The sequence below is a fragment of the Flammeovirga pacifica genome (assembly GCF_000807855.2).
Lineage (GTDB): Bacteria > Bacteroidota > Bacteroidia > Cytophagales > Flammeovirgaceae > Flammeovirga > Flammeovirga pacifica.
The window spans coordinates 272,297-286,525 of sequence record NZ_JRYR02000001.1 but is presented as its reverse complement, the minus strand read 5'-3'; the positions used below and the strand labels follow the sequence as shown (position 1 = coordinate 286,525).

10 protein-coding genes are annotated in these 14,229 nt (G+C 32.2%); 5 read left to right on the top strand and 5 right to left on the bottom strand.

What is annotated here, in order from left to right; genetic code table 11:
* Positions 1-170 precede the first annotated feature (170 nt).
* Together NH26_RS01160 and NH26_RS01155 are read right to left on the bottom strand one after the other, a co-directional pair.
* Positions 171-914, bottom strand: coding sequence for a LytR/AlgR family response regulator transcription factor (locus NH26_RS01160; protein WP_044226584.1), 744 nt, complete (start codon positions 912-914; stop codon positions 171-173).
* A 13-nt stretch (positions 915-927) separates the two neighbouring features.
* Positions 928-1,998, bottom strand: a complete 1,071-nt coding sequence (locus NH26_RS01155) for a sensor histidine kinase (RefSeq protein ID WP_139262780.1) — start codon at positions 1,996-1,998, stop codon at positions 928-930.
* 241 nt (positions 1,999-2,239) lie between these two features.
* On the opposite strand from NH26_RS01155, the gene NH26_RS01150 reads away from it, so the two are divergent.
* The 3 genes from NH26_RS01150 (at position 2,240) to NH26_RS01140 (ending at position 7,994) form a co-directional block, all read left to right on the top strand.
* The gene (locus NH26_RS01150; RefSeq protein ID WP_044226587.1) at positions 2,240-3,364 is read left to right on the top strand and encodes an efflux RND transporter periplasmic adaptor subunit; all 1,125 of its coding nucleotides are present in this window, start codon (positions 2,240-2,242) and stop codon (positions 3,362-3,364) included.
* A gap of 22 nt (positions 3,365-3,386) precedes the next feature.
* Positions 3,387-6,605, top strand: coding sequence for an efflux RND transporter permease subunit (locus NH26_RS01145; RefSeq protein WP_044226710.1), 3,219 nt, complete (start codon positions 3,387-3,389; stop codon positions 6,603-6,605).
* 66 nt (positions 6,606-6,671) lie between these two features.
* On the top strand, positions 6,672-7,994 hold the full coding sequence (locus tag NH26_RS01140; protein ID WP_044226589.1) for a TolC family protein: 1,323 nt from the start codon (positions 6,672-6,674) through the stop codon (positions 7,992-7,994).
* A 402-nt stretch (positions 7,995-8,396) separates the two neighbouring features.
* Here NH26_RS01140 and NH26_RS01135 read toward each other — a convergent pair whose 3' ends face one another.
* On the bottom strand, positions 8,397-9,746 hold the full coding sequence (locus NH26_RS01135) for an MATE family efflux transporter (RefSeq protein ID WP_044226591.1): 1,350 nt from the start codon (positions 9,744-9,746) through the stop codon (positions 8,397-8,399).
* A 48-nt stretch (positions 9,747-9,794) separates the two neighbouring features.
* Positions 9,795-10,385 (bottom strand): NUDIX domain-containing protein, encoded by a 591-nt coding sequence (locus NH26_RS01130; protein ID WP_044226713.1) that lies wholly within the window; start codon positions 10,383-10,385, stop codon positions 9,795-9,797.
* Positions 10,386-10,567: 182 nt separating this feature from the next.
* Between NH26_RS01130 and NH26_RS01125 the strand changes: the two genes are divergently transcribed.
* Positions 10,568-11,020, top strand: a complete 453-nt coding sequence (locus NH26_RS01125) for a PH domain-containing protein (RefSeq protein ID WP_084812023.1) — start codon at positions 10,568-10,570, stop codon at positions 11,018-11,020.
* 102 nt (positions 11,021-11,122) lie between these two features.
* Positions 11,123-11,614 (top strand): hypothetical protein, encoded by a 492-nt coding sequence (locus NH26_RS01120; RefSeq protein ID WP_044226596.1) that lies wholly within the window; start codon positions 11,123-11,125, stop codon positions 11,612-11,614.
* Between the two features lie 68 nt (positions 11,615-11,682).
* Here the strand turns inward: NH26_RS01120 and NH26_RS01115 are convergent, their stop codons facing one another.
* Positions 11,683-14,016 (bottom strand): amylo-alpha-1,6-glucosidase, encoded by a 2,334-nt coding sequence (locus NH26_RS01115; protein WP_052432187.1) that lies wholly within the window; start codon positions 14,014-14,016, stop codon positions 11,683-11,685.
* Positions 14,017-14,229 lie beyond the last annotated feature (213 nt).

Here is a 14,229-nt window from a genome sequence, read left to right as displayed (position 1 = left end):
GTTTAAGGATAATTTAAGTGAGTAATAGTTATTGAGATGACTTATAAGGAAGATATCTTCACAAATCAGTCTTATTTATTCTCATAATATACACATTATCAGTCATTAATACTAATTAAACACTAAATCAATACAGATGTAAGTAATATTTCAGAAAGATATTGCTTTTTTTACTCAAACAACTTAAGTAATTGACTTCTATAGCTTTGACCTACAGGGAGCTCAACATCACCAAGTCCTAGCATATTTCCTTCAAGGCTTTCGATTTCAGATTTATTGACTATAAAAGACTTATGAATTCTAATAAATTGATCAGTTGGTAATTCTGCTTCCATCTTTTTTAATGATGCGAGTGCTAGGATATTTTTAGTGGTAGTATGAAATGATACATATTCTTTTTGACCTTCCAAATAACGCAGGTGATTGTATTTAATTAGATGAAGCTTATAATCTGCTTTGATACTAATACTATCCTTTTTTGTGATTACTTGATCCACCCTAGAGGTTTTCTCTATCTCTTCTTCTTCCCTATTCGATGAAGATTGATTAATTAATTCAAATTGTTTAATCGCTTTATTTACCGATTGAAGAAATCTTGGAAAAGTGATCGGCTTCAATAAATAATCAAACGCATTTAACTCATACCCTTTTATCGCATATTCAGAGTAAGCAGTGGTAAAAATGACCATTGTGTTATTGAGTTGTATTGTTTCCACAAACTCAATACCCGTTAAGTTAGGCATCTGAATATCCAAAAAAATCAAATCTACAGGGTGAGACTGTAAAAATGTCATAGCATCTATCGCATTTTTGAACTCATTTATCAGCTCTAATTGGGGCACTTTAGATACATAATCTTTGATTAAACTTCTTGCTAAGTGTTCGTCATCAACAATTATTGTTTTTAAGGTCATATTCCTAAGTTTATTAAAGGTGAATAATCAACTTTACTTTAAATACATCTTTTTCCTCCAAGATACTTAATTGATGTTCATTAGGGTAGATTAATTCAAGTCTTTTTTGAACATTGTTAATTCCAATTCCTCCCTTTGTTGGATCATTGTTTATTGTTCTTTGAGGATTAATACTATTTTTTACTTCAAATATTAATTGGTCCTCCGTTTCTTTTAGGAGAATAGATACAAATCCCGCATCATCTTCGTCTTCTTCCAAACGACTGTATTTAAATGCATTTTCTACAAAAGGCTCTAATAATACAGGTGGAATTAAACGACTATTATTTTTCACATTAATATCAAAATTAATGTTCTGGTTATCTTTTGTTTTTAGCTGTTGGAAATCAATGTAGTTATGTAGATAAGAGATTTCTTTAGACAGTTCTACTCTTTCTTCATTACAATCGTATAATAAATACCTTAGCATTTCAGACAATTGGGCAATTTTGTCTGGTGCTGTTGGTAAGTTCATATAACTTAATGTGTAGATATTATTTAAAGCATTGAATAGAAAATGAGGATTAATTTGAGATCTTAAAAATTTCAATTCTGCTTCCATTTTATCCTCTCTCAACTTGGCCTCTTTTACTTTTCTTTCTTTATCATATTCGCTTACAGTAAGTACTGTTGATACTATAATCGTGATGAGTATAAACACACTCCCAAAGCCAAAAGGATAAATCCATTTAAATTCTAACACTCCATGTAATCTTTCCCTTAAATGTTCATTCTCGTTAAAGAACGTTTCTTGATCTAATAGAGGAAAAATCAACTCATTAAAAAAGAGGTTTGTTTTTATGGTGACTACATATAACAATATAATAGACACTACATACCAAACTTTTTTACTCTTATTGATAAATAACTGTGGTATTAAAACCATAGAATTAAGACTAACAACAAAAATAAAAAGACTAATACTGATACTTGATTTGGCTAAAGAATACAAGGGACCTATCCAATAATCAAACATGAACATGAATAGATACAACCCTAGGGTAAATAATAGAAATTTCTGAACCTTCTTCAATTTTCCGAACATGAATATGATGTTTTTTTTCAAATGAACTGATTGAGATTGATAAAAAATAGAATGTTCTACAAAAACCACCTTTTTATCTATAAACTTAAAGATATTATCAATAAACCATAAAATTGATTGTATTCTTTGTTTTGTTGAAAGATGGAGGGTGTTGGTTGATAAATTTTAATATTAATAATATAAAGATGCTAATTCGCTTCATCATTTATATAATAAAAAAATCAATCAACAATAAATACCAATGTCTAAGAAAGTTATTAGTATCCTTGGCGTTATTATTCTTATCGGAGGTTCTGCCTTTTTATCGTTCAAACTTATAGAGAATAAACCCAACCCCAAAAAGGCAATAAAAGAAGAAAAAGTTATATCAATTAAGGCACAGAAAGTAAACTTTACTGATGTAAAAAATGATCAATCTTTCCATGGTCGTGTTAATGCTGCGCAAACATTTATATTATCTTCTGAAGTAGCTGGTAGAATTACTCCTACCCAAGTTCAGTTAAAAGAAGGAAATACATTTAGAAGAGGACAAAGATTAGTTCATATTTTTGATGAAGATATGAAAGCCGCTTTAAAGTCGAGTAAATCGAGTTTTATGAATACTATGGCTTCTACCCTAGCTGATATTAAAATAGATTATAAAGAGGAGTATCAAAAATGGTATGACTTCTTTACTTCAGTAAAAATAGATCAACCCTTACCAGAATTACCACAAATTAATTCAAATCAAGAACGTTTCTTCCTTGCTTCAAGAAATGTAATTACTGAATACTTTGCCATTCAACAATCAGAAATCAACTTGAATAAGTATAATGTCAATGCTCCTTTTAATGGCACTTTTAAATCTGTTAGACTAGAAGCTGGATCTATTGTTTCTCCGGGTACTGAGATCGGTGTTATTTCTAGAACAGATGTTTTAGAAGTAGTGGTCGAAGTAGAACCATTAAATGCTAAATGGATTAAGAAAGGCGATAAAGTAATGGTCAAAACCGAGAGTCGAGTTCCAACAGAAATTCAAGGTACTGTTATCAGAAAATCAAAAATTGTTGATGCCCAATCTCAGACTATCAAGGTATTTGTAAACATACACCCTACTACGAAATCTGATATTTACGAAGGTCAATTTGTTCAGGTAACATTTGAAGGTGATATTATTAATAACGTGATAGAATTACCTAGAGAAGCTGTAATGGAAGGAAAGTATGTTTTTACAGTGGAAAAAAATGCCTTAGTTAAAAAGGAAATTCAGGTAATCAAAACAAACCATGACAGCTATTTTATTAAAGGTCTTCAGAATGAAGATGTTTTAGTTGAAGAATCTGTTTTCAATGGTAAAGAAGGTGCTAAAGTCAATATTAGAAGCTAACGACAATTCCAGTATAATTATTATGAGAAAATTAGTTGAAGCATTTGTAAGGAAGCCGTTTTATGCGCACATGTCCTTACTGCTTATCCTATTATTAGGTGGGATTGCAATTTTTCAAATGAAAAAAGCTTCATTCCCTTTACTAGAATCAAGAGTCATAACTGTATCAGTGGCTTACCAAGGCGCCTCTCCTAAGGAGATGGATGAAGGTGTAACCACATTGATAGAAAATGAAATTAAGGGAATACCAGGTATCAAAGAAACCAATTCGGTCTCTGCTGAAAATATAGCCACCGTTACTGTAACTACAGAAGCTAAAGCGAATATTGATGAAGTTTTGACGGATGTGAAGAACGCTGTAGATGGTATTTCAAACTTTCCTGCAGGTGCCGAAAAACCATCCGTTTCAAAGAAAAGGGAAGTGACTAGTGCCATGTACCTTGATTTAAAAGGTGATGATTTAAGAGTCATCAAAGATTACGCACAACGTATTGAAGATGATTTTTTAGCCTCTGGTATTATCTCTCAGATTAATATTTCAGGTTTTCCTAATACAGAAATTTCTATCGAAGTAGATGAGGATTTACTTCGCCGGTATAACATATCTATCGATGATATAAAACAAGCCATAGCGAATAACAACATTGATATTACAGGTGGTACAATTAAAAACTCTAGAGAAGAGATTTCTGTATTAGCCCGTTACCGTTCTGCAGATGCAGACAATATTAAAGATATTGTAGTTAGAGCTACACAAGACGGTAGAGTGCTTAAAGTTGGTGATTTAGCCGATGTCCACTTTCAGTTTGAAGATGTACCAAATGCGGTATGGAACAAAGGACAAAGAAATATTTCCATTCAAATTCAAAAGCTAAATACAGAAGATTTACAGAAAATTTCGGAGTATGTAAATGATTATATCGAGGAGTTTAATGCAAAGCATGATGACGCCGAGATGATGATCAGTTTTGACTTCCTTACGATTGTAAATTCTAGATTAGATACACTTATTGAAAACGGTTTAATGGGGATAGTGCTTGTGATTATCACATTATCATTGTTCTTAAGCTTTAGACTTTCACTTTGGGTAGCGTGGGGTATTCCTAGTTCATTCTTAGGTATGTTTATTTTCGCCTCGCTAATGGGGGTTACTCTAAACATGATTTCCCTTTTCGGTATGATTCTAATTATCGGTATCCTTGTAGATGATGGTATTGTAATTGGCGAAAACATTTTCACCCATTACGAAATGGGAAAATCACCTATTAGAGCTGCAATTGATGGTACAATGGAGGTAATCCCTGCCGTATTAACTTCGGTATCAACAACAATTATTGCCTTCTTTCCTTTCCTATTCTTAGAGTCAGGTTTAGAGATGATGAGTGAGATGGCGCTTGTTGTTATTCTCTGTTTGTTGTTCTCATTGTTTGAAGGTATGTTCTTACTAACAGCTCACATTAGTAATCCTAAAGTATTAACTCCAAGAAAACAAAAGAGTAAATTCAATTCTGTTCGTGAAAAGTTAGATAAACTCATTTTTACGTTTAGAGATAAATTATATGTACCAGCCCTTCGCTTTTTATTAAAGCATAAGTGGTTTGGTTTAGCAATTCCTACTGCTGCAATCATCTTAACAGTAGGTTTGATAGGTGGTAGAGTAATTGAAATGACATTCTTCCCTGCCCCTCCAGGTGATTTCTTTAATATCGATTTAGCTTTGAAACCAGGTATTCATCAAGATAGTACAAAAGAGTACTTAATTAAATATGAAAATATCACTTGGGAAACGAATGAGCAACTTAAAAAAGAATATGATACTGATTTCGATTTTATCAAAACTACCTTTGTAAGTATTGGTAACGCCTTTAATGGTGCAGAAAACGGTACTCATACAGGACAAGTATTTGTTATTCTTGAAGACCTCTCTGAGTCTCCTGTTGATGTAAGTACTATTCAAGCTAAAATCCATAAAATGATTGGAGAGGAACCTACAGCAAGAAAGATATCTGTAGGTGCAAATAACATGTGGGGTGCTCCAGTATCAATATCATTACTTGGTCATGAATATGATCAGTTAGAAGGTGCTGCTGAATTCTTGAAAAAAGAATTAAACAAACAAGCTGCACTTTATAACATCAACGATAATAATCAGATCGGTGGTCAAGAAATCAGATTACAACTAAAACCAAAAGCATATGCCCTTGGGTTTACAGAAGTTAGTTTGATGACACAAGTTAGAAATGGTTTCTTTGGCGCTGAAGCTCAACGACTTCAAGTAAACAAAGATGAGATTAGAATTTATGTTAGATACAAAAAAGAAAACCGTAATACGATAGGCGATCTAGAAAGAATGCGTATCCGTACTGTAGACGGAATGTATCCATTAGCTCAATTAGCCAACTTCCAAGTAACAAGAGGTCCTGTAGCTATCAATCATTATAATGGTGAGAAAGAAATTCGTGTTGAAGCTTACTTACTTAACGCGAATGATCCAAGTATTCCTATTATTGAAGAACTTGAGAAAGAGTCCTTACCAGTAATGAATGAAATGTTCCCAGATGTCAGAACGGAATATCAAGGACAATTAAAGTCTTCTAAAGAAGATTCGTCAGAATTGATGTACTATTTCATTATTGCCTTCCTATTTATTGTGATGATTTTAATGATTCACTTTAGATCAATTACTCAGGCATTAATGATTCTAGCCATGATACCTCTAGGTATAATTGGTGCAATGTGGGGTCATGGTATTGAAGGTCAAGCCATTTCGATGTTCTCTATTTTAGGTATGGTAGCTTTATCTGGAACCATCATTAATGATGCTGTAGTTTATTTATCAAAATTCAATCAAGACTTATTATCTGGGATGACCTTTGATGAAGCAATTATTAATGCCGGAAAGTCTCGTTTTAGACCCATCTTATTAACGACATTAACGACTACCATAGGTTTATATCCAATGATACTAGAAACTTCAGTTCAAGCTAGATTCTTAGTTCCTGTGGCTGTATCACTATCGTATGGTATCTTGATAGGCACCACATTTATCCTACTTATTTTACCTGTCTTGATAAAAGTGGTTAATGATATTCGTAGAGGTAAAAAATGGTTGTTCACAGGTAAAAAACCTAGTCGTGAAGAAGTAGAAAATGTGTTTACAGAAATTGCCGCTGAAAAAGCAATGGAACAAGTAAATGAAGCATTATCTACCGACAAAAAAGATCAATTAGTGTCTCATTAAATAATAAAAGAAGTAGGTAAGCAGATGATTAGCTTCCTACTTCTTGACTATTCTAACAACAGACAAATGAAAAAATTAATTATATATATCGGAATGTCTTTGATTACTATCAGTAATCTTTGGGCACAAGCTGATAGTGTTATAGTACAAACTGTTAACCTCAGTCTTGCTGATGCAATATCGGAGGGTTTGGTCAACAATTATGATATCCGAATAGCAGGTCAAAATGTTGATATTTCTAAGATCAATAATACTTTAGAAAATGCTGGTATGTTCCCTACCGTTTCTTCTGATGTCGCTTGGAATCATAACTGGTCACATGCCATGAACTCTAACCTAGGTACTGTTTCTCCTCAAATAAAAACAGATTTCACGATTTTCAATGGATTTCAGGTATGGATCAATAAAAGTCAGCTAGAAGAGTTACAACATTACTCCGAAGGTAATGCTCAAGTGGTCATCGAAAATACGATCAAAGATATAATTGTTGGATATTTCGAGGCACTTTTAGAAAAACAACGATTAGAAGTATCTGAACAGTTGGCTACATTATCTAAGGAAAGGTATGACTATACAATCAGTCAGAAGGAATTAGGACAAGCAGTAACCTATGATGTATTACAAGCTCAAAATGCTTGGTTAGAAGACCGTAGAACATCGTTAGATCAAAAGAACAAATTACAATTAAAACTTCGTGATCTTAACTACATTATGGGTGTTCCTCAGGAAGAACAAACATTATACAACCTGACTGAAACTTTTGAAGCTATTCAGAAAGATTATATCTTATCTGAGCTATTAGCAAGAGTAAATGCTGACAACTCCACTTTAAAGAATAATTATATCAATATAATTATTAAACAAAAAGATGTTGAGTTAGCGAAAGCTGCATACCTTCCTAGTTTAGCAGGTAGTGCTAGTTTAAAATACACAGATAATTATGGAGGAGCACAAGGTATTCCCAACTTCAACATTAATGGAGTGAGTGGTATGGTAGGTGCTACGCTATCCTTCCCTATTTATTTGGGAGGAAGTAGATCTAGGTCTAAACAAATAGCTGTTATTAATAAGCAAATAGCTGATATAGAAACACAACAAATGTCGCATAGTCTAAATAATCAGATGATGCAAGTATATGATACCTATACTCTACAAAGAGAAATATTAGAACTTACGGAAGAACAGGTGACTGCTGCACAACTTAACTTAGACATGTCAACGGAAAGATATAGAACAGGTCAGATCAATTCATTTAACCTTAGAGATGTACAAATTCAATATTTAGATGCTCAAAACTCAAGGTTAACAGCGATTTATAACCTAATAGCCACTAATACAGAAATTGTAAGATTAACAGGTGGTATTATTGATGCATACTCTGAAGAGTAAAATTGTAATCAATGTATAAAATCTATAAGGGTTGTTGTATAATTACAGCAACCCTTTTATAATAAAAAACCTATGATAGATAAGAGAAAATGATATTTATATCAAATATCACCTCATTAAAAATATCCTGCATTTTTTATAGAAAAAGTGATTGTCTACATTAATTAAATGTGATACATATTTTTTATATATCTCACTAAAAGATAGCTCAAATTATCAATTTCATAAATATCATATTCAATAAGTGAACTTTATTGATAAAGTAATGTTTACAAAAGTAAATACAGTTGCTCCTAACATTAATAATTTGTATATTTAGTGTAAAGACATTCAGTTGTATTTTTGGATGTACAGGTGCATAGTATGCCAAAATACAGCAAAGGCTATTCGAAAGAGTAGCCTTTATTTTTTCACTAAATTTCTAGCCCATTTCCCTGTATTCTTCCTCCAAACATATACACTTAAACGCAAGTATTCTTCAATAGAAACTACTACATAAACCCAGTATATTGGTAAATTAAAATAGAATGCTGCAATACAACCTAGAGGAATAGAAAATGCCCATGTACTTATTAAACCTAATGATGTCGTAAATTTAGTATCCCCTCCACTTCTTAATACTCCACCGGCTGTAATATAGTTAGTCATCTTTATAGGAAATAAGAATGCGAAGATAAAGCACAAAGTTTGTGTTATCTCTGAGACTTCCGGAGATACCTCATATAGCTTTATGTATAACGGGCTTAATAAAGCAATAAAAAAAGCCATACCAATTCCGACAAAAAAAGTATTGATGGTAAACTTATTCCCGTATAATCTAGCTTTTCTAAAGTTATTCTGACCTAATTCGTATCCAATTAATATAGCCGCTGCTGAAGCTAAACCAGTAAAAAAGCCAAAGAATAAAACTTGTAATGGAATGGTGATGGTCATGGCCGCAATATCAACAGTGCCCATCCTACCATAAATCATAGAATAGCCTGTTTCACCCATAGCCCAAGATATCTCGCCTAAAACTAGAGGAGCAGAAATACTTATCAGGGGCAAAAGCATTTGCTTATCAAAATGGAAAAGATGTTTCCACTTAATATCACCAGGAAATTGTTTATATCGAACTAAAATATATAGAATAATAGCTTCTAACCACATGGCAATTATAGTGGCCCATGCGGCTCCTTCCATTCCTAATGCTGGAATCACACCAAAGCCAAATATCAACATATAGTTGAATACAGTATTGACAATAATCTTTATCAAACTGATTTTTAATACCAATTTTGCTTGTCCTATACTTCTTAATGATGCACTATAAGCCGCACTTAAAAGAGCAGCAGGAAAACCAATAGCTATAATTTGTTGATAAAGGCCTCCTAATCGGATCACTTCAGTATCTTCAGAAAATAAAGAAAGTATTTGGTGTGGAAATGCTATACTTAACCCAACCCCTATGACGGTCACGACTATTCCCAACTTTAATAAGTCTCCGATTAAAAATGAAATCTTATCCTTTTCATTTCTACCCCAAAATTGAGCAACAAATACACCTGCCCCATTAGCTAAACCAGTAATGGCCACAAGAAATATAAAAGATAGCCTACTTCCTAGACCCACAGAAGCAATTACAGTTTCTCCTAACTGGCCAACCATGATTTGGTCAATCATACTTAATGCAAATTGAAGAACACTTTGCAATGATACAGGTAGGGCAATATCCCACACCTCTTTAAAGAAACTTTTTTTGGTTGTTTTCAAGCGATAAGAATTAATTTATCTCAAAGTTAATGGAGTGGAAGTTAGAATCTACATCTTATTATCAATTATTTGAGGGTGATGTAATAAAAGCCATTGGACAGCTATTAACGTTTTTCCATCTTCTATCTTTTTCTCAAAGTACAATTGCTTGAGTTCAGTAGAATTATATTTGATCACTTTAATATCTTCATTCTCTGTTACTAAACCTCCTCCTTTTTGTACTTGATTTTCAACATGAGCAAAATATAAATGCACTTTTTCTGAACAGCCACCTGGAGTTGAATAAAAAGATCCAATAGATTCTAAATGAGATACATCAAAACCAACCTCTTCTAATATTTCTCTTTTAATAGCCTGCTCTGGAGATTCTCCATCATCTATTAAGCCTGCAACACATTCCCATAGATATCCTGAACCATTAAATACTGTTGGTACTCTTATTTGTTCCACAAACCAAAAATTATTTTCTAAAGGGTGATATAAAACCGCGGCTACCGCATCATTTCTAACCACTACCTCCCTATCCATTACTTTTGAGGTTGAACCATCATATTTTTGATGTGTTAAAGTAACTTTATCTACATTGAGATAACCATGATAAACTCGTGTGATATCAATTATTTTAATCTTATTGTTCATTAACTTCATTAGGATTTTTGTATATTGATTATGTGTCAAATTTTAGTGAACTAAATTTTGTGAGTCAGTTTTATCACTTTTTTAAGTCAGTCCATTCAATTTCACATTTGATAAATCTATTGCATTAAAAACAACTATTTGAGCCCAAAAATAATAAGCATTAAACAATAAATAATACTGAAATGAGAAATAATAGATTTTACAGTCGAGTAGATACCTTTGCTAAAATAATTTGGATACTAATTTTGATAATGCTATTCAGTGTAATGTCTATAATTATTCTCCAATTTGGTCAAGGGCCTTATGCTGTTATTCTTTCTTCTTTAATTATCATCAGTTTAAGCTTGTTGCTTATTGTCTCTTTTTTAGTCACTTCTTATATGTCTATTGACAAAAATGCTAAACTAGTAAAATATAAAGCAGGTCCGTTTAAAGGGGAAATCAATATTGATAAAATTCGTAAGATAAAATTAAATACTAGGAAATATGTTGGTTTAAAGATTAGTTTATCCTTTAAAAAAGGCATGATTATCTATTATCACAAATACGATTCTATATATTTTACACCTGAACTTTCAGAGGAATTTTGTGAACAGTTAAAAGAAATAAACCCCAATATTGAAATCGTCCCTTAATTTTTGATTAAAATATTTGTCGATGCTATCACTTTAAGTGTCTATATTTAAATAATAATTAGCATTCTTAAATGCATTTTTAATAAACCAAAAAAGAAACTAATGAAAAAGTTAATTGTACTCATCTCACTTTTTTTGATAGGGGTCACGCCTTTATTTGCTCAAAATTTATTATTGGATAAAGAGTATACCTATAAAATGGAATACAAAAAATTCAAAAAACTTTATAGAAAAGAAGAGGATAGAGAAAAGAAAAAATTCATCATTTATAATGGAATGAAAGGCTATAAAAAGAATATGGCTGATTATTATGTAGCTTATAAATGTAAATTTGATTCTCAAAAAAGATTGGTTGGTTTTAATATCCAATTCATTGGGAGAAGCAAAGAAGCTGTAAGAGATGCTTCGGTTTCTTATATGCAAGAATTAGTTTCTCAAGGATATAAAGAAGTAACTGCCGGTAGTAACAAAATAAATTATCAAAAAGATAACTTTTGGTACAAACAAGGTAATTTAGGTTATGATTATATTGATAAAAGAAAGAAAGCTTGGGTAGCTACATATACTATGTCAGTTTTCGGTCAAGGAAAATAAATATCCTCTTAACCAAAAAGGCTCGTCATGAAATGATTCATGACGAGCCTTTTTTTGTTCTTTAAAATCTATTGTTTCTGAAACGTCTGTTTCATACACTCATATTCCTTATCTAATGCTGGCTTACAGAAGTTTGTACCTTCAAATATTTCATCAGATAGAGCTTGACGAGCATTCAATTCATCATCGATATGTGCTTTCTTTAATGCTCTTTGCTTGCCTTCTTTAGAGAAAACAGTGATCGTTAATTCTTTTTGATCTCTTGTGATTTTTACTCTTTCTCCAGCTTTCACCTCGATTTCAAGATCTTGGTATAACTTATGATCAAAAACAAAGTTAATATCTTTATCATTTAACACATAAGTATATGTTTCTACTCCGTCCTTTCTTTCAAATTCACCTTCTAATTGTACTTTAAATATTTTCTCTTTGAATTTCAACACATTCAGCTTAGAAGGAATTCTTGGAGCAATAACTAATTTATCTTCGATGGCATTTGGTCTAATACCTAAGAAGTATTGATACCAAACTCTTAATTGTTCTCCATTAGACCATGCTTGCATATAAGTACCTGTCAACTTAGGGTAATTCTTACCTTCATGAGGAAAAGCATCCGCATTTTCATTCATACTACCTACAGCTCCCATATCTAAAGATTGGATATTCATATTTTCAAACAATTTGAAAGCAATATCTTCCTGACCACTTTCAATCATTCTTTGCATAGCATATCCATTATTCCATTGCCAAATTGTACCGTTATGATAGGCAGCGTCTTTATGATAATGCTCCCATGCTAAGTGGTAAGGGTGAAAATTAGGATCTTCTTGTGAAAGTGATGCCACTCCCCAAGGGTACACTAGATGTTCCCAAACTTCTCTTGTTAACTTCATTTTCTGGGTATCATCAGTAATAAAGTCCATTGCAAACAATTGATTTGGTCTGAATTGGAAATCAGGTTGATTATCATGGTCTATTCTATCCGCCATATAAGCATGATCGCCATCAAAAAAGTCATGAATAAAGTTATCCTGAACTTTATCTGCTACTTTTTGCCATCTTTTCGCATCACTTTTATGTCCTGTAAATTCAGCAAAATAAATAGCTGCATTTAATTGTTGGAACCATAATGCTTGAATATCATTGGCAAAACTTCCTCTTGGCGAATAAGCAGCCTTGTCTGGCTCTCTTCGAGCATCCATCCAAGTATCAGCATCCTCATGAGTTAAGTATCCTTTTTTATTCACCCAATTTTTTAATGCACCATCCACAGATCTTTTCACTGTAGGGTACATTGTTTTTATCAATGAGTTATCACCAGAATATTTGATATACTCTAATAATTGACCAATAAATCTAGGAGTACCATCTGTTGTATGGTAGTTAAGTGATTCCATTTTTACAATGTTAGGAATCCTACCATAATATTTTGAAGACGACTTTTTCTCTTGAACCTCTGCAAAAGATAATAAAATCTTTTTAGCAATATCTGTTTCTCCGAGTACCAAAGTACCGCCAGGCATTGAAATAAAAGTATCACGTCCCCAATATTCATTAAACCAAGGAATACCAGCATAAATACCATATCCTCTTTGGTGAGTCACCATTTCATCCATTGTTAAAGTCAACCAATTTAAGGCTTGGTCAAAATGTGGATCTTCTGAATGAATAAATGTATTTTTTGTAATTAGATCTGTCATGCGCTCAGTTCTCTCTTTGAACCACTCTCCATGATGTTGTCTAGCTTCTTTGACTAATTTTAAAGCTTCTTCTTTATTGTTGGCTATCGTAATATAAAAACCACCTCTTCCTGATTTAGTGACCGTTGCCATACCATCTTTTGAAATGTTCTCTTTATGAGAAGGGGCTACTGCTAAAACTTTTGATGGGTCTTCCGACGAAGTATAATAAATAGCTTCTTTATCTTTATCACTTTGTTTGATTTGATCTCCAAGTAAAGTCAGTTTAGTATTTTGTCCTTGAACTGCTTCTAAGGATACATAAATTACATCCTGATCATCAAAGAGAATCACTTTTTCAACCGCTAAAGGTGTTTTTCTTAGTAAATAATGAGGATACGCTATCACCTCAGAATTTTCTCTATCAAAAGCAACTCCATCAATTTCAACTTTATAATCTGTAAATATTCTTTTTTGACCAACATTCCATCCATCAAACCAACTGTATAATTCTGAATTTAGAATATGTGAGGAAGTTTGAAAATAAGCACTTCGTTTATTAGAATAAGTGACTATCCTATTTTGTTCCTTTGAAACAGAAACACCTATTTCCTGAAGGATATTGTCATTAATTTTTTCTTTTGATACATATTTTTCCTTTTCGGTACAACCAAAGAATACGACTAAACTTAAAAGTCCTATCAGGGAATGTCTAAAATTCATAAATGTTATTATTAGTTTTTTATAACTGAGCTTCTCCTCGTAAATCAAAAGCTACTCTTTATTCTACCAAGTTACTAAATCAAATGTTGTTATATCTATTGAAGACCTTATTTTTTTGCGACAATAATATCTATGATAATACTTCCCATTTCAGGTCAAAAATAAATACCTGAAATCTGTTAACGATTAATTTTCAGATAGATACAACCCATT

Coding starts and splice junctions, on each gene's coding strand:
- NH26_RS01160 (WP_044226584.1), bottom strand. CDS start 914: ATGACCTTAAAAACAATAATTGTTGATGACGAACACTTAGCAAGAAGT.
- NH26_RS01155 (WP_139262780.1), bottom strand. CDS start 1,998: ATGTTCGGAAAATTGAAGAAGGTTCAGAAATTTCTATTATTTACCCTA.
- NH26_RS01150 (WP_044226587.1), top strand. CDS start 2,240: ATGTCTAAGAAAGTTATTAGTATCCTTGGCGTTATTATTCTTATCGGA.
- NH26_RS01145 (WP_044226710.1), top strand. CDS start 3,387: ATGAGAAAATTAGTTGAAGCATTTGTAAGGAAGCCGTTTTATGCGCAC.
- NH26_RS01140 (WP_044226589.1), top strand. CDS start 6,672: ATGAAAAAATTAATTATATATATCGGAATGTCTTTGATTACTATCAGT.
- NH26_RS01130 (WP_044226713.1), bottom strand. CDS start 10,385: ATGAACAATAAGATTAAAATAATTGATATCACACGAGTTTATCATGGT.
- NH26_RS01125 (WP_084812023.1), top strand. CDS start 10,568: ATGAGAAATAATAGATTTTACAGTCGAGTAGATACCTTTGCTAAAATA.
- NH26_RS01120 (WP_044226596.1), top strand. CDS start 11,123: ATGAAAAAGTTAATTGTACTCATCTCACTTTTTTTGATAGGGGTCACG.
- NH26_RS01115 (WP_052432187.1), bottom strand. CDS start 14,016: ATGAATTTTAGACATTCCCTGATAGGACTTTTAAGTTTAGTCGTATTC.